Raw genomic sequence first — 20081 nt, 5'->3', positions numbered from 1 at the left:
TTACTGTACTTCTACTGTATCGTCAGTGTCTGTTATAACATCAGGCTGACTGTATACACATGTTACAACAAAATCATACATAACCTTGCCACTCTGATCATCCACATTCTCTGTGATCGAACCAACAAATGTCTGGTCAATGCATTCGATAGTCTTTAAATTGATAGCAAACTTGGCAATGTCTTCATATGTTACTGTTGATCCCTCGATAGTTACACCATCTGAAGCAGAGTCAAAGCTTGTAACAGATATTCCTGAAGGCATTACTTCCTCAAGGTTTGCAATAAGAGTTCCTACATTTTCATTGAGGTTTTCTGTATATCCGTACATTGCTGCAGCGTCTACATATGTGCTCTGTGCATCATTGTACTCATTTACGATATCTTCAATATCCTTTATGCTGGCAATCTTGGCATTTATATCATCAAGCTCTGACTGTGCCTTATTCTTCAATATGTATGAAGTAGCTGTTACCGCACCTGCCACAATAACTGCCAGGATCAGGAAAGCAACAACAAGTGCTGTTGGGTCGAAGCCGTTTGATGCCTTTGCCGATGCAGCGTCTGCAATGTCAAAGCCCATTGGTGCAAATGCAGCACCGATAGGTACCATAAGATATACAGGGTTATAAATCTTTAAGTCAATCTTTGGATCGAATTTGATGTTTAAAAGTGTGTCCATAACTCTGGTAGATACATTTAACTGAACCTTAAATAAGCCGTCAATTCCTTTGATAAGCGCACCGTCACCTGTAAGGAATACATCATCAATAGGCTTATCAGGATTCTTTGAAGCAAAGAAATCCATTACTCTTCCTATATTGTTGATGAGGTATCTAAATGAACCTGTGATGGCATTATCATCGAAATCCACGGTTATAAGTCTTTCATTCTGAAGTAATGTCATGGCCGTTGTGGCATCTACGCCCTTGGCGTCCATTACCTCGTTGACTACAACATTTGTTCCGTATGGAACAGTTCTCTGTAACAGTAATGTGTCTCCCTTTACAATGTTAAGAACTGTAGACTCACTTCCTAACTGGATTACCATTGTTGTCATACTGTCACTGGTCTGTGTCTTGATAAGCTGAAGCATTGCGTTACCTACGAAATCAAGGGTAACTGTCTTAAGTCCTACCATATTGGCAACATCATAATATGCCTTAACCATACTCTGTGGTGCCGCTACCGCAAGAACTCTCAACTGCTTGTTGTTCTCAGCGTCAGTTACAGTCTCTAATATAGAGTGTGATACAACGTAATCCTCTATATTAACAGGGAAATACTCTGATGAGTTCGCATTAATAATTCCTTTTACTTTGTTTTCCTTTACGAAAGGTACAAGAACCTCTCTGGAAACAATCTTTGTAGAGGTAAGAACGAACACTGCGTTCTTATTGGTTATTCCGTTCGCACTAAGCTGTGCTTTAATAGCATCTGCTATTCTCTCTTTGTCTCTGATCACGCCGTCTTCATAAGCATCATCCGGTGTTTCGAAGATTATGGCATTATGTACAGTAGACTGTTTTTTTGCTGAAGCTGTTGCTTCAATGATAGTAATACTTTCATTTGTAATGTCGATAGTTAATACTTTGTTATTACTCGCCATCTTAAATAGCCTCCCTCGCTAATCAGTAGTTTTTCACGGAAGAATCACTCTTCCAAAATGCTTGAGTACCAGCTTACGAGCTGTCCACCCCATATAATCAAAAGGTCAACATTCTGTTACCCTTTTAGCAGTACCATCATCTGTCATCTGCCATCGATCCAGTTAGCAGTTCAAAACTCCGATACTAAAAAATAAGTTTCCAGCCTGGTAGCAAGCCGGTTGCCGCCATGAGTTTTATGTCGTCGCGTTAATCCCTTCCGCATGTCATATTATATATAGAAGGGAAAGCACAGCAATAAAAACCGCTGACTGCAAAAAAGCCGGTTCCGGACATAATCCGCACCGTTTAAAATAATAAAGTCAGAGACCGGGGGAACGGATATGCCTTATACGAGGACTATAGGCATATATAATCCGTTCTAAGTCTCTGATATCACATCTGTAGATGTGACTTACAAACATTCCCCGGAGGGAATGTTTTGTACATTCAGGCTTATATCTTACTTGTAGTTCTTACCCTGCTCTGGATATACCTGATCGTCAGCATTCTTTGTTGGGTTAGCGTAAACTATACACTTGTTGTTAGCCTTGTCAACTTCGATTGTGAAATCCTTACCCTTGCTGTTACCATACTTAACCTTCATGCTTGCAGCACCAAGTGTTGAGTGTGTCTCATCTGTGAATGCATTTCCATCTGAGCAAAGCTCTGTTGATGAGTAAGATGTCTTTGTACAAGCCTCGAAACCAGCCTCCTCAGCAAGAGCTGTTGTTACAGCCTTAGCGATAAGGTCACCGTTTGAGATATCTGTTGACTTTCTTGACTTGTTAATGTACTTAATAAGAGCTGGAGCAAGAGCACCTGCAAGTATTGCCATAATAGCAATAACGATAATTAACTCTACTAATGAGAAACCTTTATTGTTCTTCATAATAATTCTCTCCTTTTTAATTAATATATTCTTTGTTGTTTTGTCTGTGCCTCCGGCACATTTATTAATACCGATACCCTCGTAATATCGGGATTAAACATTTTTAAAGTTTTATTATTACGTTCTTGATCTTATACTCCATCAAGGGCATTGTACATGCTCATGATAGGTCCGTATACAGCTGCAACGATCATACCTACGATAAGTGCAAGTACAACCATGATCATTGGCTCCATGGCTGCTGTAAGAGCATTAGTTGCTGCTTCAACTTCCTCGTCATAGTAATCGGCAACCTTTGAAAGCATCTCCTCGATATCGCCTGTCTCCTCACCAATCTTAGTCATGGCTGAGAGCATTGGTGGAAGCATCTCCATATCTTTAAGAGGCTTTGAAAGAGGAACACCCTTTGCAACCTGTGTCTTAGCGTCTAATAAGCCGTCTCTGATGATCTTGTTATCCATCATCTTGGCAACCTGTTCTACTGCATCGATCATCGAGATACCTGACGCCATCAGTGTGCTCATTGTTCTTGCAAATCTTGAACATGCCGACTTGATGTTAAGGTTACCGAAGATAGGTGCCTTAAGTCCGATATTGGCAAAAAGCTGCTCACCTACCGGGCTTCTCTTAAACGCCTTAACTCCAACTACTATAGCCGCAACAATGATAATGAGCAGCCACCACTTATGTATAATAAAATCCGATAATGCAACCATTATCCTTGTAGCAAGCGGAAGATCTGTTCCCATCTCCTCAAACATACTTGTGAAGTTAGGAATAACCATTACCATAACTACGATTACTACTGCAATCATTACTATAAATACCACGATAGGATATGTCATGGCACCCTTGATCTTTGATGCAAGAGCATTATCCTTCTCGAAGTGCTCTGTAAGTCTGTCAAGACACACCTCAAGGTTACCTGACATCTCACCGGCCGCCACCATGTTGATCATAATAGGCGGGAATATCGATGGATTGATCCTCATGGCATCTGAAAGTGTACCACCCTTTTCAACATATGTCTTGGCATCCATGATAGCCTTTCTGAGTGTAGGGTTCTCAATCTGGTCTCCCATGAGCTCCAGGGCTGATATAATGGTAACACCAGCTCTTATTACAGACGAGAACTGCTTGCAGAATACTGCAAGGTCTTTTGATTTTACTTTTTTCTTAAAAAATCCCCCAGCCAACGGACTGCTCTGTTCTGTAAGGCTCATGATGGTATAGCCATCGGCCTTCAGCTTCTTCTCTGCGCCGTCCCTGTTAGAGGCTTCGATGGTACCCTTTTTATTCTTACCATCTCTGTCAACAACTTTGTAATTAAATGTTGCCATTGTCTCTCCTCCGACCCAATCATATTTTTTACTTTCAACCGCTTAAATTCTCCCTCTTAAGGGTGCAAAATAACGCAATCTACTTATGTTAATATATTGATAATACTATAAACAGCAATGTTAATCAATATTTAATTGGAAATTATGAACTTTTTGTGTATTTTGCTTAAGTGTTTTGTATATTTTACTGACCATTGATCTTCTTTCTGAGATACTGCTGATCCTGTGCATAGGTCAGTGCCATCTCTCTTGTTATAGTTCCTGCCGAGAACAGGTCATATAACGCGTCATCCATGGTGATCATACCCTGCTGCCTGCTGGTCTGTATGGTCGACTGTATCTGATGGGTCTTGGCTTCACGGATCAAGCTTCTTATGGCAGGTGACGCAAGCATTACCTCGAAAGCTGCTACTCGTCCGTTTCCTGACGCTATAGGAAGCAGTGACTGTGATATAACTCCCTCAAGAACCATGGCGAGCTGTACTCTTACCTGCTGCTGCTGGTTTGTAGGGAAGATATCTATAATTCTATCGATAGTACTGGCTGCACCTATTGTATGAAGTGTTGAGAAAACCAGGTGTCCTGTCTCAGCCGCTGTGATGGCTGTTGAGATAGTCTCCAGGTCTCTCATCTCTCCTACCAAGATGATATCAGGATCTTCTCGGAGGGCTGCACGAAGTGCATTAGCATAGCTTAATGTATCCATTCCCACTTCTCGCTGATTCACAATAGCCTTGTTGTGATGATGTATATACTCTATAGGATCCTCCAGTGTGATGATATGATCCGTAAGGTTCTCATTCGCCTTATTTATAATAGAAGCAAGGGTTGTTGACTTGCCTGAACCTGTAGGTCCTGTTACAAGAACAAGTCCTCTCTTTCTCTTGTACAGATCAACTACCTCTCTTGGAATACCAAGCTGATCCGGTCTTGGGATCTGGGTCTCAACTCGTCTGTAGGCTGCTGCCATGTTTCCTCTGTCCATGAATACATTCACACGGAAACGGCCGGTCTCAGGTGAATCGAATGAGAAGTCCACTTCTCCTCTGTCCTTAAGTATTGCTACATGTCTGTCCTTCATAGTAGCACCGATAGCCTCTGCTGCGTCAGCAGGAGTAAGCGGTGGAACCTCTACCTCTGTAAGCTTACCGTTAATACGAAGCTTAGGCGGAATACCTACTGCGATATGAACGTCAGATGCTTTGGCTTCTACCGAGAATGCCAGTAACTCTTTCATGTCTAACATTGTTTTCGTCCATCCTTTCATTTATGCGTTAATAATTTCAATTTATCTCCCCCGAACCCTGTAAGAAACATCGTCACCCAAAGGGCAGTAGGCCGATGTTTCCTTCTTTCGTTCGTCAGATTCGTTATCTATCTGTTGTCTCAAGATCAAGATCGACCTGAGTTGTATGTACTATCTTCTTCATCTCTGCAATAGATGTGATACCGTTAAGTACGTGCTTCGCCGCACCCATTCTAAGTGTCAGCATACCTTCCTTAAGTGCCTGCTTTTCTATCTTATCTGCAGTTGCGCCTGAGGCGATGATGGCCTGAAGACTTCTTGATACAGGCATCATCTCATACACACCTATTCGTCCTGAATAACCTGTATCGTTACAGAGCGGACATCCTACCGGCTCATACACGATGACATCCTCCTCATCCTCAGGAACACCGAGGAGCTGTCTCTCTTCGTCTTCTACATATCTAGGCTGCTTACAGTTTGTGCACAGACGTCTTACAAGTCGCTGGGCAATAACACCAACAACCGCATCACCAACAATGTAATCCTCGATCCCCATATCTACAAGACGGGTAATGGTGGAGGCTGCCGAGTTTGTATGGAGTGTGGATACAACAAGGTGTCCGGTGATAGCCGCCTGAACTGCTATGTTGGCTGTCTCACCGTCTCGAATCTCTCCTATCATGATGATATCCGGATCCTGACGAAGGATAGATCTTAAGGCTGCCGCGAAGGTCATCTCTGCCTTAACATTAACCTGCACCTGGTTGATACCGTTTATATTAGCCTCGACAGGGTCTTCTACTGTAATAATATTAACATCTTCTTTATTCAATTCACTTAAGGATGTGTACAGTGTTGTTGACTTACCTGAACCTGTAGGTCCTGTTACCAGGATGATACCATGTGGGTTGCTCAATATTCCGTCAAACACCTTAAGCTGTTCTTCATCGAAACCAAGTCCGCTCTTAGGCTTTGTAAGTCCGTCCTTGGAGGTAAGTCTCATAACCGTCTTCTCTCCGAACACTGTAGGAAGAATAGATACACGGACATCAAACTCCTTACGGTCTACCATAATGGTGATACGGCCGTCCTGAGGTTTTCTCTTCTCGGCAATATCCATACCGCCGATGATCTTGATACGGGCTGTGATACCCGGAAGGATACTCAGGTCGTAGCTCATAACCTGCTTTAAAGCACCATCTATCCTGTATCTTACACGGACTCCGGTCTCAAGAGCCTCTATATGTATATCTGATGCCCTCTGTCTCACTCCGCCTTCAATAATCTGCTTAACAAGAAGAACGATAGGTGAATTATCAATATCTTCGTTCCCCTCTTCATTCTCATCAGGTCCAAGTGAAACAGCCTGTTCCTTCTTGTACTGTTCCGCTGCCTCCATAGCCTGGGCGCTGCCGTAGTACTTACCTATAGCATCGTTGATATCCGATTCATTGGCAAGCATCGGTTCTACCTGAAGGTTCGTAACAAGGCTTATATCATCAATAGCATCAAGATCCTGAGGATCTGACATGGCAACCTTAAGAATATTAGGATTATCCGGATCGATCTCAACAGGCATTACCCTGTACTTGGCTATCATCGGTTCCGGAACGAGATGAACAACGCTGTCCTCTATTTTGGCTCCCTTAAGACTTATGTAATCAATTCCCAACTGCTGTGTAAGCAGTGTAATAAGGATCTGGTCACTTATGAACCCCAGTTCCACAAGCACATTACCAAGCTTGCCGCCATTCTCCTTCTGGTAATCGAGAGCCTCCTGAAGCTGTTCCTCTGTTATGGCACCTGCCGCAATAAGGACATCGCCTATCCTTATCTTCTTACGTCCCATTCCTAATCGCATATCTGTACATCCCCTCCTATTAATTTTGTACAATTTCCTATTGGGTCATTATATCACACTATATTTCAAATTTAAACATTTTGTATATTTTTTTATATGTTTTTTTTGCATATTTCCATATGCTTGTCACAATTTGTATTTTTTTCTTGATGATTATGCACTATTTACCGGGTTTTCTCATAATATAATATAAAAAGCCGGAGTAAATTATTGTGAAGGCATTCAGAAAACCACTGACCAAAGAGGAGGAGGCCCTCATTCTGACGAAGGTAAGATCCGGGGATTCTGCCGCCAGGAGCACCCTCATCGAAGCCAACATGCGCCTTGTGGCACACATATCCAAGAAATACTCCGCACCCACAAGAAACAGTGAAGATCTTATCTCCATGGGAACTATAGGTCTCATCAAGGCATGCAATTCCTTCGACTACGAAAAAAGCAACCGTTTTGCCACCTATGCCGCCAGATGTATCGAGAACGAGATCCTTATGATGTTGCGCCGGGAGAAGAAATGCTCCAGGGAGATATCCATATATGAACCCATAGGCACGGACAAGGAAGGCAACGAAATAAATCTTATGGACGTTATAATGTGCAACCATGTCAGTACCATAGAACAGATGATAGAGGATTTCCAGTTACAGAATCTCGAAAGCTGCATAGAAGACTCCCTGTCTCCTAAGGAAAAGCAGATCATACACATGAGATACGGCATACCGGACAAAGAGCCCATGACCCAGAAGCAGGTAGCAGAGATAATGGGAATATCAAGATCATATATATCAAGAATAGAAAAAAGAGCCCTGAAAAAACTTGCCAGAGCTCTTGATAATGCTACATCCTGACCTGCCGACCCTAATTACCGCACGCTGTTATCCACATCCTCAACTCTTCTGAGTATCATGCCGGGTTTTACATCGCAGCTGAACTTAACCTTAAGGGGCTGTTTCGGATGAGGTGCCGCTTCCATAGGATTGCCGTCAATATCGTATATTGCTTCCACGGTGCCATTTATATTGGTTCCGTCAAAATCCATACATTCTATATTCTCACCTACACTGAACTTATTCTTCTGTTCAAAGCATGCCATGCCATCCTCTGTAACATGTTCCACGTTGCCTATATAGGTGCAGTTCTTAAGATATGTGTTGGAATCGTATATCTGGGCAGTTTCATCCGGCTTACCAAAATAAAAGCCTGTGGTGAACTGCCTGTAGGTACATTTTGCTATCTCTGTCCTGTAATAGTCCAGATTCGCCCTGTACTTCTCCTCAGACTCGAGATAATCATCTATTGCCTTTCTATAGGTTCTTGCTACAGCAGCCACATATAACGCAGTCTTCATCCTGCCCTCTATCTTGAAGCTGTCGATACCTGCTTCTATCATCTCCGGCACATGCTCTATCATGCACAGATCCTTGGAATTGAATATATAGGTTCCCCTCTCGTCTTCATTCACAGGAAGATACTCCCCCGGTCTGGTCTCCTCCACAATGTGATACTTCCATCTGCAAGGATGGGTGCAGGCGCCTCTGTTGGCGTCACGTCCTGTGAAATAATTACTGAGCAGGCACCTTCCGGAATAGGATATGCACATAGCTCCGTGTATAAACGACTCTATCTCCATATCATCAGGTATGTTATCCCTGATCTCGCCTATCTCTTTAAGAGACAGCTCCCTTGCGGTAACCACTCTTTTTGCTCCCATCTTATTCCAGAACTGAAAAGTGAGATAATTGGTATTATTGGCCTGGGTACTGATATGAAGCTCCATATCAGGCATAACCTCCCTTGCCAGCATAAACATTCCCGGATCAGACACAAGAACTGCGTCAATGCCTGTATCCTTCACCTGGGCAAAATATTTCCTGACCCCCTCAATATCATAATTATGGGCATATATGTTTGCTGTGAGATATACCTTCTTTCCATGGGCATGGGCATACTCTGCTGCCGCCTTCATATCCTCTATACTGAAGTTATCTGCTTTCGCTCTAAGACCATATGCCTGTCCGCCTATATATACTGCATCAGCGCCATATCTGATTGCTACCTTTAGGGTTTCAAGATTCCCCGCCGGAAGCAGAAGTTCTACTTTATTTCTCTTTCTCTTGTTCTCCATGTCATCACCATTTTTCATTTTTCTTTATACTTAAGGACATTCCATCGCCGATATTCAATATGGCGGTTTCAAGTCCGGCATTATGCTTCAGGGCATACAGATATTCCCTCATCCTGCTGTGTATGGTCCTGTTTCTCCTGGTCACAGCGAACCTGCTCTCCAAAACATCACCATCCTGCAGCACATTATCGCAAAGGAGCACTCCACCGGGCTTCAAAAGTCCTATAGCTTCTTCAAAGAATAATCCATACTGTCCCTTGGCAGCGTCCATGAATATAAAATCATATCCCGGTGAAAGCTTCTTAAGCTCCTCTGTGGCATCCCCCTCAATAAGGGTTATAAGGTCTTCTGCCTGTACCCGCTTTATATTCTCTCTTGCCGCCTTTATCCTGGGTTCGTAATTTTCTATAGTTGTTATATGACCTCCGGGTGGCAGAAACCTGCTCATAAAAATAGCAGAAAAGCCAACTGCTGCCCCTATCTCAAGTATATTCTCCGGTTTATTCATAAGCATTAAAAGCTTTATAAATTCCCCGGCTTCCTTTCTAATTATAGGCACACCATTCTCTTCTGCTTCCCGCCTGATGCTCATAATGATCGGGGCATAATCTTTATTAAATGAATCTATATATGACGCAATTCTCTCATCAGTTATCATATTCTGCTTTCCTCACACTACCGGCACGACCCACACAGTGACAGCGTGCCATACTTTCTATTTGCTACTCTTGGTCGCCGTGGCATCCGGATCTCCATTACCCGTGATTATACTGACAAGTTTCTTGGCTCCATAGCTCGGGGATACCTCATATACTCCCGGCTTAATACTCGCCTTATCCAGCCACAGCTTAACAACAAAGGCATATTTATTATTTATAACTCCTGCATCCTCAAGAGCTGCACACACATCCGAAGTCGATGAATCATCCTTAACGGTTACTGTCAGAACCTTTGTATCACTTGGATTTTTTGCACCGGAAGAAAAAACATTATACATAAAATCAAAGGAAAATGAAAACGCCTTCACCAGTATCAGCACGATCACAATATTTATGATCCATCTGACAACCATCCTGAATATTCTCTTTGTACTCTTAGCTCCGTCAAATGCCATAATCAATCTCCTAACCTTGAAATATCAATTGATATAATCTGCAAAATCTTTACAAACAAATTCAACAATTCTATAAAATGTATATCACAGTTTCATTGTTTTATCAAGTAAAGTATTTACAGTTACCGCTGATTCGAATCATACCTCATCCATGTCACTGCTTATCTGAGTCCTCCGTAACGAACTGTATGTCCCCCGCCTTGCTGTAATAATAGTAATTCTCCAGATTGCTGCCAATAATACCATGAAAAAAAACAGATTCATCACTTCTTATCGTTATAGCAGTCGAATTTTCTTTCATCCCCTGTTCTATTTGGCTTTTATTATAAATGTTTATAGCCCTAAGTCTCAACAGCTCTCTTACAGCATAGCTGTCATATATAACACAGAACAAAGCCATCGTGCAACAAATAGTATACTCAACCGAAACTACCATTCCTTTTTTTATCTTAATCTGCAATCTGCCCATGTTCCTTCCTAGCCATCTGTCAACTGCCGTCACCACAACTGCAAATACACACATATACAGGTACATCATGCATCTTATGCCATATGGTCTTACAAACTGTAGTGGAAATGTAGCCGCATATCCAGATAGGAGGATAAAAAAAAGTTTATATTTCGTATCACAATCAACACTTTCAATCAACATAACCAGCAGTACAGTAATTCCTGCAATAAATACACTTTCAATCACCATACCCGCCAATGAAAAACCATCTGCCATGGAACTTAATAAAATCACAATTTCCATAGTAATAATCCGTACAGTTTTTCTTCTACTTCCTGCCGTCACAAGTAAAGCTGCAATCAAAATCGTCCCCCAAAAAAGTCTCATCTGCGAAAGCAGTGGTATCGTAAATCTAAACAAACTAATATATCCATATTCGATAAATGTAGATACATCTTTCGGCACATGTCTGTATCCCGGAATAAATGCATATTCCTTAAAGTGCAGGCTTATAAATGTCATAAGACACATGCCTGCAACGGCAACAGCAAACCACACCACAGGGGCGGTAATGCTTCTCCCCCTCTTCTTCATGCATATAACAAGTACTCCGGACATAGCAATAGCCACAAGGCTTATGTGTTCCACGAACAACTGTCCAACAAAGCCTGTAACGCCAAGAGCAGTAAACATTATTGTTCTTTTTATGTTCTTTCTTCTCCTGCCTTCGGAAGTAGTTGTAGAAGAACTTATAACGTCAATACGGCAGACAAGCCACCCACAGGTAAGGAGCCCCAGAACCGGTGGAACATAATTTGCGAATCCACTGTTCCATGTAATCGTCTCTGCCATCAGTGAGGCAGGCATAAGCAAAAACATAAGGGTCATGAAAAATCTTCCCACGACTGTATTTATATCAAGAAGTTTCCATAAAAGGACTATAATACCGACAACAACCGCAGGTTTAAGTATAGTTCTGAGCCATAGATACCTGCTCAACAGCATAGCTGTAAGATTCCCCAAGAGCCTGCCATTTCCATAATGCAATGCTTCTGTAAGCATGGTGCTGTCAGTCTTCCTGCTCATCATAAGGAAGTTCAGATCATCCGTGGACGACAAAGGCGTAATATAAGAGATCACCGCAATATATATAAATGTAACTAAGATCATGATCCACGAAATCCACTTATCCTTCTTTGTCATCTTCGTCCTCCGGAAGTCCCGCCCAGGCTCCTTATGCAGCCGTAGTTTAATATCATTTTTCCTACAATTCCACATCTATATCCGCAGCAATGGTCTCATACATCCTGTTCATCATCTTGCAGAACCTCTGCTCCGCCCTGATGTATTCACTGACTATAGTATCATGTACCACCTCATCATATTCCCTTGAAAGGTTATTGATCTCATCAAAGGGATTATCTATATTGGAGTTCTCCTGTATATCATAGCTCCTCTGTCTGAAGCGGCGCACGCTGTCAAGGAGCTCCGGTCTCTCCATAAGCTTCTCCTTTGCCTTTATATACATAGTATAGACATCGGATTCAAGGATCATCTTATTCAATTCTTCCGAAACCTTCATTATATCCTTCATAGCTCTACACCTCTGTAATTATAGGCAGTATCATAGGGCTTCTCTTTGTCCTCTTCCACAGGAACTCTCCAAGAGAATCCTTTATAGTAGTCTTGATCTTGCCCCAGTCACTTATATTTCTCCTGAGACACTTCTCAAGTGCCTCCTCAACTACCACCCTGCAGTCCTCCATGAGATTCTCAGATTCTCTCACATACACAAATCCACGGGATACAATATCAGGGCCGGCAATCATCTGGTTGCTGTACTTATCCAGTGTTACCACAACTATGATGAGACCATTCTGTGACAGCATCTGTCTGTCTCGCAGCACTATATTTCCTACGTCTCCTACGCCAAGTCCGTCTACGAATATTCCCTGGGCAGGAACCTTTCCTACCACCTCAAATGTATGCTCGCCTACGCTTAACACATCTCCCGTATTAAGGATCTTGATATTCTCCTTTGGAATACCCATCTCCTTGGCAAGCTCCGCATGTCTCTTAAGATGTCTGTACTCTCCATGGACAGGGATTGCATATTGAGGCTTCGTAAGTGCATATATAAGCTTAAGTTCTTCTCTGCAGGCATGTCCCGATACATGGGTATCCTCAAATATTACTCTGGCCCCCTTCATCTCAAGCTCATTTATTACCTTAAACACTGCCTTCTCATTTCCCGGTATCGGATGTGAGCTGAATATGACCACATCCCCCGGAACTATGGCAACCTTGTTGTGGATAGATGCCGCAATCCTTGACAGTGCAGCCATGTTCTCTCCCTGGCTTCCTGTGGTGATAAGAACTATCTTCTCGTCAGGATAGCTCTTCATCTCACTTATATCTATGAGTGTTCTGTCAGGTATATTTATATATCCAAGCTCGGAAGCGGTATTGATTATATTAACCATACTTCTTCCCTCTATGACGACCTTACGGTCATACTTGTAAGCTGAATTGATTATCTGCTGTACACGGTCTACATTCGATGCAAATGTAGCGATTATTATCCTGTGATCTTTATTCTCATTAAAGAGATTGTCGAAGGTTCTGCCCACGGTCTTCTCCGACTGAGTGAAGCCCTCCTTGTCTGCATTTGTAGAATCCGCCATGAGGGCAAGCACGCCCTTCTTCCCTAACTCTGCAAATCTCTGCAGGTCTATCATCTCGCCAAACACAGGAGTGTAATCGATCTTAAAGTCTCCTGTGTGTATTATTATTCCGGCAGGTGAGAAAATGGCAAGTGCCACTGAATCGGCTATTGAGTGGTTTGTCTTGATAAATTCGATCCTGAACTGTCCAAGATTTATTGTCTGTCCGCACTTAACAACCTTGCGCCTGGTGTTGTTAAGAAGATTGTGTTCCTTTAATTTGTTCTCAATAAGCCCCATGGTAAGCTTCGTAGTGTATATGGGCATATTGAGTTCCTTCTCGATATAAGGTATAGCTCCGATATGATCCTCATGTCCATGGGTAACCACAAGTCCCTTAACCTTATCTGCATTCTCCTTAAGGTATGTTACATCAGGTATTACAAGATCTATACCTAACATGTCATCCTCAGGAAATGCAAGACCACAGTCAATGACTATAATAGAGTCTTCATACTCTATAGCTGTTATATTCATTCCGATCTGTTCCAGTCCGCCCAAGGGAATGATCTTCACAGCTCTTTTATTTACTTTTTTCAATTTTATACCTCCAAATCCAAATCATCTAACAATTCATTAAAAATCTTCGCAACTGCCTGAAGCTCTCTCTCATCTTCAACCACGGAGAATTCAGCCATATCATCTCCGCCGTCCTCTCTGTCTTCTTTAAGGATAAGGAAAGATCCATCCTCTTCGTCATCTGTATCTTCCGCCACAAGGAGATAGTTCACGCCTCCCAGAGTGGTCTGTTCCAGTACATTAAAGGTAACTTCTTCTCCATCATCAGTTGTGAATATTATTGCATTGTTGTCCATCTAATTCTCCGTTCTGTTCTTCTCACGATCAAGATAGTTCTGCAGGATTACTGCTGCAGCCATCTTGTCAATATACTGCTTTCTGTTCTCGCGTCTCACGCCGCTCTCCATAAGTATTCTCTCTGCCTCCACTGTGGTAAGGCGTTCATCCCACAATATGACCTCAAGACCTGTTCTTCTCTCAAGAGATTCCTTGAACTCCTCTGTGGCTCTGACCCTCTCACCCTCAGTGTTGTTCATGTTCTTGGGATATCCCAGTACAATACGTCCGCAGTTATATTCAGTTATGACTCTCTCTATCTCCGCCAGTGTCTGTCTGAGCTTTCCCGGAGATTTTCTTTCTATTGTTTCGTATGGCTGGGCAGTGAGCATAAGCTCGTCACTTACAGCCACTCCCACTGTCTTAGTACCATAGTCAAGACCAATTACGCGCATAAAAACACGACCATCATTTATCTGTCCGATGCTTTATGATGGTCACTCCTTTCTTGTGTATCTGATATATACAAATCCGTAAGGCTACACAAGATTATTCTTGATATAGTCCTCGAACAACACCTCTATTATCTCATCACGTTCCGCTTTCATTATGAGACTTCTGGCGTTCTTGTAGCTTGTGATATAAGTAGGATCTCCACTCATTATATATCCCACAAGCTGGCTTACAGGATTGTATCCTTTCTCTGAAAGTGCCTCATACACCTGTCTGATAATATCAGTAACATCTATTGTATTGTCCTTTATCTGTCCAATATGCTGTGTATTATCATTCTTCATCTCTTCACGTCCTTCTCTCCGGACATCAGTCCATTCTCCCATACATTCTAATATAAACAGGGTGAAAATTCAACTACATTAATTGTATACATTGTATATTATGAAATGTTGTGAACTTAGATCACACCTTATATCTCACCCACGGTTTATTTTTCCTACATATTCTCCTGCGGTTGTCTTTTCGTACATTACCTCTACGATCCTGTTCTTAAAGCTCTGAGGATCAGTTATGCCTTCCGTGGATATGTGGACATCCATGTATCTCTCCGTATGCCCTCTCATATATTCTTCGCCATTTTTCTCAACCAATTCTTCCACCAGCACCTTAACTGTGGTTCCCACAAACAGATCCTGATATGCATGTTTGTTATGTTCGCTTATGGCAAGCAGCACATCACTTCTGCTGTTCTTAACCGAAGGATCCACCTGGTTAGGCATGGTTGCCGCAGGTGTGCCCTTTCTCTGGGAATATTTGAATATATGCATTTCATATAAGTTTATATCTTCAAGGTATTTCCTTGTACACTCAAACTCTTCCTCTGTCTCTCCCGGAAAGCCTACTATTACATCTGTGGTAATGGCTGGATTTTTGTACACTTTTCTTAAGAGCTCACATTTTTCCATGTATTCACTGCAGGTATACTTTCTGTTCATGCGTCTAAGCACAGAATCGCAGCCACTCTGGAGACTCAGGTGAAAGTGCGGGCAGAGCTTGTCTACCGCCTTAATCCTGTGGGCAAATTCTTCTGTTATGATACCCGGTTCAAGGGATCCCAGACGAATTCTCTCTATTCCTTCGATTTTTGAGATATTCTCTACCAGGTCAGCCAGACCTGTATCACCATCCATATCTCTGCCATAAGAAGAAATATGTATTCCTGTAAGGACCACTTCTTTAACACCCGCCTCTGCAAGACGGCTTATCTCATCAATAACCGAATCCATACTACGGCTTCTTATCCTGCCTCTTACATAAGGTATTATGCAGTAGGTACAGAACTGGTTACAGCCATCCTGGATCTTCACATAGGCTCTGGTATGATATACCGGCTTGTTCACATCCAGCTCTTCAAATTCCTTCTCTCTTGAAATATCTGTGAAACAGGCCGTCTCTCCTGAGTTAAAGTACTCTGCGATAACGTGTCCTATATCTTTTTTTCTGTTGTTGCTTATTATTATATCTATGTCCTTATCCTGAGACAGCTTCTCCTTCTCAGCCTGGACATAACATCCGCAGGCTATGACCAGTGCTTTCGGATTATTCTTCCTTGCCCGATGTATCATCTGTCTGGACTTTTTATCTGCCATATTGGTTACAGAGCATGTATTTATAAGATATACGTCGGCAGTATCCTCGAAATCCACCACCGAAGCTCCCATTTTTTTCAATATTTCTATCATTCCATCAGTCTCATACTGATTGGTCTTGCAGCCCAGTGTACAGGCAGCTACAGTCTTTCCACTTAACATAGTTTTTACCTTTCCAAATCTTGACTTTTATGGGTCAAATATATATTATTAACGTATAAACTTTACATGGGGGTGTAAAACTTCTGATTATCATTTTTGGAGTTTAACAGCCGAATAAACAGGAGGATTATATATGACAGCTTTAAAAATTTCTTTAAACTCAATCGATAAGGTAAAAAGTTTCGTAAACACTATCGCACAGTTTGACGCAGAGTTTGATCTTGTGTCAGGTCGTTACGTTATAGACGCTAAGTCTATTATGGGTATCTTCAGTCTTGATATCTCACAGCCTATAGATTTACATATCTACGCTGAGTCAGGTCTCGATGACATTTTAGCAGCCATCAAGCCTTACATCGCTGAATAATACCTGTATATGCTTCATGCATTGCATGTGCGTAATATAAATCCCGGATTTTCTTCCGGGATTTTTTATTATTGCTGATGTCTGTGGCATCGTTGCATTGCAGGCAATTTCAAATGGTTACTGCTCTATTCTCAGCCAATTAATTATTGCCGCTTCTGCAGGTTATAACTTCTACTGTCTCCAACGCCTTCTGATATAACGGCTCGATTATTCCCTCAAGCTTAGCCTCCGACTTCTCAATAGCCGAAAGTATAGGCTTTGTAACCGGGTGCTTTGCAACAAATGTTGTACAGCAGTCCTCGTAGGGAAGTATTGAGGTCTCATAGGAACCGATCTTCTCAGATATATCAACTATCTCCTGCTTATCCATACCTATACAAGGTCTCATAACAGGCATTGTTGCCACATCATTTATTACTGCCAGTGAGAACACTGTCTGGCTTGAAACCTGTCCGATACTCTCTCCTGTAACCGTAATCTGACAGTCATTTGCCTTTGCAAGCTCCTCAGCGATCTTTATCATATATCTCTTCATGATTATGGTAAGCTCCTCATGAGGGCAGTTATCATATATGGCCTTCTGTATCTCGGCGAAATTAACTATATGAAGTCTTATGGAGCCTGCGTAATCCGCAACTATTGTGGCAAGATCGATAACCTTCTGCTTCGCTCTCTCGCTGGTAAACGGAGGGGCATTATAATATACGGCTTCCATCTTAACACCACGCTTGGCGATCATATAGGTTGCAACAGGGCTGTCTATTCCTCCTGACAGCAGTGCCATACCCTTTCCGTTGGTGCCAACCGGAAGTCCTCCCGGACCCGGTATTGTAATAGAATAAATATATACAGTCTTTCTTATCTCAACATTTATGATCTCCTCAGGCTCATGCACATCTACCTTCATATCAGGGAAGGCCTCAAGAAGATAGTGTCCAAGCTCTGAATTGACCTCCATTGAGGTCATAGGGAATGACTTGTCATTTCTTCTGGTATTTACCTTGAAGGTAAAGTTATGCTTTCTGTATGCCTTATCTACATAAGTGATAACCGCGTTCTTTATACTGTCAAAGTCTGTCTCATTGAGTACCACAACAGGGCATATTCCCACTATTCCGAATACCTTTCCAAGGGCTTCCACCACGTCCTCGTAGTCATAGTCGCTGTTTGCCTCAACGAATATCCTTCCCTGTTCCTTTCTTACATAGAAATCTCCCAGGGGCTTTAATTTCCTGTTAATGTTCCTGCACAGAATATCTTCAAATATATATCTGTTCTTACCCTTTGTGCCTATCTCGGCATACTTGATCATAAAAGCCTTGTAATCCATATCTGCACCTTTCATATTCTCTATTTTCTTACATACTTCCTTAACACCGGAAGTTCCTTTTTTATAACATTAATGGCGTAATCCACCTGTTCTTCTGTGTTGTCATAGGCGAAACTGAAACGTAGTGTTGACTCAAGTCTCTCCGGTGACAATCCCATGGCATGGAGTGTGGAGCTTAAATTCTTGTTCTGTGTTTTGTTTGATGAGCAGGCGGAACCTGATGACACATATATGCCGCTATTCTCAAGGGTGTGGAGCATTATCTCGCTTCTGACCCCTGTAAATGATATGCTGGCTATATGGCAGGCTTCTCCTGAGTTGCTGTACACACCCTCAAGCTCTGTAAGTCCTGATATAAGTCTGTCCTTAAGTGCTTTCATATGGGCACATCTTTCGTCCATCTCCTTGTCTGCAATCTCTGCTGCAAGGCACATGCCTGCTATGGCAGGGACATTCTCGGTTCCCGAACGATAACCCTGCTGCTGTCCGCCTCCAAGGATTATAGGAACTATCCTTGTCCCTCTCTTCACAAATAAAGCGCCACTTCCCTTAGGGCCGTGGATCTTGTGTCCGCTTACGCTCATAAGGTCTATACCCATTCTCTTAGGATACAGATGGAACTTTCCGAATGCCTGTATGGCGTCCACATGGAACACTGCCTTGGGACATATGTCATGCACCATGTCCGCTATATCCTTAACAGGCATAACTGCACCCACCTCATTATTCACATACATTATTGACACAAGTATGGTGTCATCATTCAACGCAGCCTCAAGCTCATCAAGCTTTACTATGCCTCTTTCGTCAACACCGATCCTTACAACATCAAAGCCCTGTTCCTCAAGGTACTTGAAGGGATTCGCCACGGAGGCATGTTCAACTGCTGAAGTTATGACCCTGTGTCCTTCCTTCTCGTGGGCTCTTGCAGCTCCGATTATGGCCATATTATTGGATTCTGTACCGCCGGAGGTGAATATTATCTCCGACTTATCCACCTTCCACAGCCTTGCCAGAGTCTCTCTACCCTGTCTTACATATTTCTCGGCATCCACTCCCTTCATGTGAAGTGATGAGGGATTACCGAAGTCCTCTTCCATTATCTTAACCATCAGGTCTTTTACCTGTGGAAGAACCTTTGTTGTTGCTGCATTGTCAAAATATGCTTCCATCTTCCTACCTGTCCTCTTCAAGTTCAAACATTATTATTGAAATAACCGCCATTCCGGCAGTCTCTGTTCTGAGTATCCTGTGTCCAAGGGTTATGGCTGAAACCCCTGCGTCTAAGGCTTTCTCTACCTCTTCCCGGGCGAATCCACCCTCGGGACCTATAAATATACCAAGGCTTTTCTTTCCCTTTATGTTCTTTATGATATTTCTGGAATATTCCACTCCCTCTGCTTCCTCATAGGGGATTATATTCATATCAAGCTTTTCTGCCATTGATACAGCCTCTGCAAATGATACCGGCATGGTAACCTCAGGTATCATCCCTCTTCCTGACTGCTTAGCTGCCGACTCGGCTATCATATTGTAGCGTTCCGTCTTCTTCTTAGCCTTCTTGTCATCAAGCTTCACAACAGTACGCTTTGTCATGACCGGAACTATCCTCGTGACCCCAAGCTCCACTGTCTTCTGGATAATGAGCTCCATCTTGTCTCCCTTAGGAAATCCCTGGAACAGAGTTATCTCTGTGGAAAGCTCCGAGAAATTATCACATATATCACAGATGTCTGCAACTACTTCTTCATTTGTAATACCAGAAATACGGCAGTGGTAATCTCTGCCCCTGCCGTCGCTTACTATCAATTCATCATTTTCTTTTAACCTGAGAACATTCTTCACATGATTCACATCTTCACCGGTTATTACCACCGATCTGTCGGAAAATGCCCCGGGATCATCAACGAAAAATCTGTTCATAA

General features: G+C 42.5%; 20 protein-coding genes. 2 read left to right on the top strand and 18 right to left on the bottom strand.

The annotated features are described in order from the left end of the window. From pilM to DXB54_RS07920, 5 genes are all read right to left on the bottom strand, one after another. Positions 1-1608, bottom strand: a complete 1608-nt coding sequence (pilM, locus tag DXB54_RS07940; RefSeq protein ID WP_118694817.1) for a type IV pilus assembly protein PilM — start codon at positions 1606-1608, stop codon at positions 1-3. A 500-nt stretch (positions 1609-2108) separates the two neighbouring features. After that, positions 2109-2537, bottom strand: coding sequence for a type II secretion system protein (locus tag DXB54_RS07935; RefSeq protein WP_118694816.1), 429 nt, complete (start codon positions 2535-2537; stop codon positions 2109-2111). Positions 2538-2668: 131 nt separating this feature from the next. Next, positions 2669-3877 (bottom strand): type II secretion system F family protein, encoded by a 1209-nt coding sequence (locus DXB54_RS07930; protein ID WP_021939248.1) that lies wholly within the window; start codon positions 3875-3877, stop codon positions 2669-2671. A 184-nt stretch (positions 3878-4061) separates the two neighbouring features. Further along, a complete protein-coding gene (locus DXB54_RS07925; protein ID WP_021939247.1) occupies positions 4062-5123 on the bottom strand; it encodes a type IV pilus twitching motility protein PilT in 1062 nt (353 codons plus the stop codon). A gap of 124 nt (positions 5124-5247) precedes the next feature. Beyond that, a complete protein-coding gene (locus tag DXB54_RS07920) occupies positions 5248-6987 on the bottom strand; it encodes a GspE/PulE family protein (RefSeq protein ID WP_021939246.1) in 1740 nt (579 codons plus the stop codon). Between the two features lie 212 nt (positions 6988-7199). Here DXB54_RS07920 and sigK point away from each other — a divergent pair, with 212 nt between their 5' ends. After that, the gene (sigK, locus tag DXB54_RS07915; RefSeq protein ID WP_021939245.1) at positions 7200-7832 is read left to right on the top strand and encodes an RNA polymerase sporulation sigma factor SigK; all 633 of its coding nucleotides are present in this window, start codon (positions 7200-7202) and stop codon (positions 7830-7832) included. A 14-nt stretch (positions 7833-7846) separates the two neighbouring features. On the opposite strand, the gene DXB54_RS07910 is transcribed toward sigK, so the two are convergent. From DXB54_RS07910 to mtaB, 10 genes are all read right to left on the bottom strand, one after another. Continuing rightward, positions 7847-9127 carry a peptidase U32 family protein gene (locus DXB54_RS07910; protein WP_118694815.1) on the bottom strand — a complete coding sequence of 427 codons (1281 nt, stop codon included), beginning with the start codon at positions 9125-9127 and terminating at the stop codon, positions 7847-7849. Next, positions 9114-9767, bottom strand: coding sequence for an O-methyltransferase (locus DXB54_RS07905; protein ID WP_118694814.1), 654 nt, complete (start codon positions 9765-9767; stop codon positions 9114-9116). Before DXB54_RS07905 ends, DXB54_RS07910 begins: the two co-directional genes overlap by 14 nt. A 57-nt stretch (positions 9768-9824) precedes the next feature. Next, positions 9825-10223: an endolytic transglycosylase MltG gene (locus DXB54_RS07900; RefSeq protein WP_021939242.1), complete on the bottom strand. Its 399-nt coding sequence runs from the start codon at positions 10221-10223 to the stop codon at positions 9825-9827. A gap of 154 nt (positions 10224-10377) precedes the next feature. Next, positions 10378-11877 carry a hypothetical protein gene (locus DXB54_RS07895; RefSeq protein ID WP_021939241.1) on the bottom strand — a complete coding sequence of 500 codons (1500 nt, stop codon included), beginning with the start codon at positions 11875-11877 and terminating at the stop codon, positions 10378-10380. A 61-nt stretch (positions 11878-11938) separates the two neighbouring features. Continuing rightward, positions 11939-12268 carry a YlbF family regulator gene (locus DXB54_RS07890; protein WP_021939240.1) on the bottom strand — a complete coding sequence of 110 codons (330 nt, stop codon included), beginning with the start codon at positions 12266-12268 and terminating at the stop codon, positions 11939-11941. Positions 12269-12272: 4 nt separating this feature from the next. Next, entirely contained in the window at positions 12273-13937 is a 1665-nt protein-coding gene (locus DXB54_RS07885; protein WP_118694813.1) for a ribonuclease J, read from the bottom strand. Positions 13938-13939: 2 nt separating this feature from the next. Next, on the bottom strand, positions 13940-14212 hold the full coding sequence (locus DXB54_RS07880) for a DUF1292 domain-containing protein (protein ID WP_021939238.1): 273 nt from the start codon (positions 14210-14212) through the stop codon (positions 13940-13942). Continuing rightward, the gene (ruvX, locus tag DXB54_RS07875; RefSeq protein WP_021939237.1) at positions 14213-14647 is read right to left on the bottom strand and encodes a Holliday junction resolvase RuvX; all 435 of its coding nucleotides are present in this window, start codon (positions 14645-14647) and stop codon (positions 14213-14215) included. Positions 14648-14731: 84 nt separating this feature from the next. Then, entirely contained in the window at positions 14732-14989 is a 258-nt protein-coding gene (locus tag DXB54_RS07870) for an IreB family regulatory phosphoprotein (protein ID WP_021939236.1), read from the bottom strand. 135 nt (positions 14990-15124) lie between these two features. After that, positions 15125-16459, bottom strand: a complete 1335-nt coding sequence (mtaB, locus tag DXB54_RS07865; RefSeq protein ID WP_118694812.1) for a tRNA (N(6)-L-threonylcarbamoyladenosine(37)-C(2))-methylthiotransferase MtaB — start codon at positions 16457-16459, stop codon at positions 15125-15127. Positions 16460-16592: 133 nt separating this feature from the next. Here mtaB and DXB54_RS07860 point away from each other — a divergent pair, with 133 nt between their 5' ends. Next, positions 16593-16826 (top strand): HPr family phosphocarrier protein, encoded by a 234-nt coding sequence (locus DXB54_RS07860; protein ID WP_021939234.1) that lies wholly within the window; start codon positions 16593-16595, stop codon positions 16824-16826. 139 nt (positions 16827-16965) lie between these two features. Here DXB54_RS07860 and thiI read toward each other — a convergent pair whose 3' ends face one another. The 3 genes from thiI to DXB54_RS07845 are packed head-to-tail and all read right to left on the bottom strand — an operon-like array spanning position 16966 to position 20079. Continuing rightward, positions 16966-18156 carry a tRNA uracil 4-sulfurtransferase ThiI gene (gene thiI, locus DXB54_RS07855; protein WP_021939233.1) on the bottom strand — a complete coding sequence of 397 codons (1191 nt, stop codon included), beginning with the start codon at positions 18154-18156 and terminating at the stop codon, positions 16966-16968. 20 nt (positions 18157-18176) lie between these two features. Next, positions 18177-19328: a cysteine desulfurase family protein gene (locus DXB54_RS07850; RefSeq protein WP_118694811.1), complete on the bottom strand. Its 1152-nt coding sequence runs from the start codon at positions 19326-19328 to the stop codon at positions 18177-18179. Positions 19329-19332: 4 nt separating this feature from the next. Beyond that, the gene (locus DXB54_RS07845; RefSeq protein ID WP_118694810.1) at positions 19333-20079 is read right to left on the bottom strand and encodes a 16S rRNA (uracil(1498)-N(3))-methyltransferase; all 747 of its coding nucleotides are present in this window, start codon (positions 20077-20079) and stop codon (positions 19333-19335) included. Positions 20080-20081: the final 2 nt, after the last annotated feature.

Origin of the sequence: Coprococcus sp. OM04-5BH, from assembly GCF_003482105.1 — a bacterium.
In the GTDB taxonomy this organism is placed as follows: domain Bacteria; phylum Bacillota; class Clostridia; order Lachnospirales; family Lachnospiraceae; genus Coprococcus.
This window is presented reverse-complemented; position numbering and strand designations above follow the sequence as displayed.

Excerpts from the sequence above, each read along its gene's own strand:
- DXB54_RS07880 (WP_021939238.1), bottom strand. The coding sequence starts at position 14,212 with ATGGACAACAATGCAATAATATTCACAACTGATGATGGAGAAGAAGTT.
- thiI (WP_021939233.1), bottom strand. The coding sequence starts at position 18,156 with ATGGATTACAAGGCTTTTATGATCAAGTATGCCGAGATAGGCACAAAG.
- DXB54_RS07910 (WP_118694815.1), bottom strand. The coding sequence starts at position 9,127 with ATGAAAAATGGTGATGACATGGAGAACAAGAGAAAGAGAAATAAAGTA.
- DXB54_RS07870 (WP_021939236.1), bottom strand. The coding sequence starts at position 14,989 with ATGAAGAATGATAATACACAGCATATTGGACAGATAAAGGACAATACA.
- DXB54_RS07850 (WP_118694811.1), bottom strand. The coding sequence starts at position 19,328 with ATGGAAGCATATTTTGACAATGCAGCAACAACAAAGGTTCTTCCACAG.
- mtaB (WP_118694812.1), bottom strand. The coding sequence starts at position 16,459 with ATGTTAAGTGGAAAGACTGTAGCTGCCTGTACACTGGGCTGCAAGACC.
- DXB54_RS07860 (WP_021939234.1), top strand. The coding sequence starts at position 16,593 with ATGACAGCTTTAAAAATTTCTTTAAACTCAATCGATAAGGTAAAAAGT.
- DXB54_RS07895 (WP_021939241.1), bottom strand. The coding sequence starts at position 11,877 with ATGACAAAGAAGGATAAGTGGATTTCGTGGATCATGATCTTAGTTACA.
- ruvX (WP_021939237.1), bottom strand. The coding sequence starts at position 14,647 with ATGCGCGTAATTGGTCTTGACTATGGTACTAAGACAGTGGGAGTGGCT.
- pilM (WP_118694817.1), bottom strand. The coding sequence starts at position 1,608 with ATGGCGAGTAATAACAAAGTATTAACTATCGACATTACAAATGAAAGT.
- DXB54_RS07845 (WP_118694810.1), bottom strand. The coding sequence starts at position 20,079 with ATGAACAGATTTTTCGTTGATGATCCCGGGGCATTTTCCGACAGATCG.
- DXB54_RS07890 (WP_021939240.1), bottom strand. The coding sequence starts at position 12,268 with ATGAAGGATATAATGAAGGTTTCGGAAGAATTGAATAAGATGATCCTT.
- DXB54_RS07900 (WP_021939242.1), bottom strand. The coding sequence starts at position 10,223 with ATGGCATTTGACGGAGCTAAGAGTACAAAGAGAATATTCAGGATGGTT.
- DXB54_RS07925 (WP_021939247.1), bottom strand. The coding sequence starts at position 5,123 with ATGTTAGACATGAAAGAGTTACTGGCATTCTCGGTAGAAGCCAAAGCA.
- DXB54_RS07920 (WP_021939246.1), bottom strand. The coding sequence starts at position 6,987 with ATGCGATTAGGAATGGGACGTAAGAAGATAAGGATAGGCGATGTCCTT.
- DXB54_RS07930 (WP_021939248.1), bottom strand. The coding sequence starts at position 3,877 with ATGGCAACATTTAATTACAAAGTTGTTGACAGAGATGGTAAGAATAAA.
- DXB54_RS07935 (WP_118694816.1), bottom strand. The coding sequence starts at position 2,537 with ATGAAGAACAATAAAGGTTTCTCATTAGTAGAGTTAATTATCGTTATT.
- DXB54_RS07905 (WP_118694814.1), bottom strand. The coding sequence starts at position 9,767 with ATGATAACTGATGAGAGAATTGCGTCATATATAGATTCATTTAATAAA.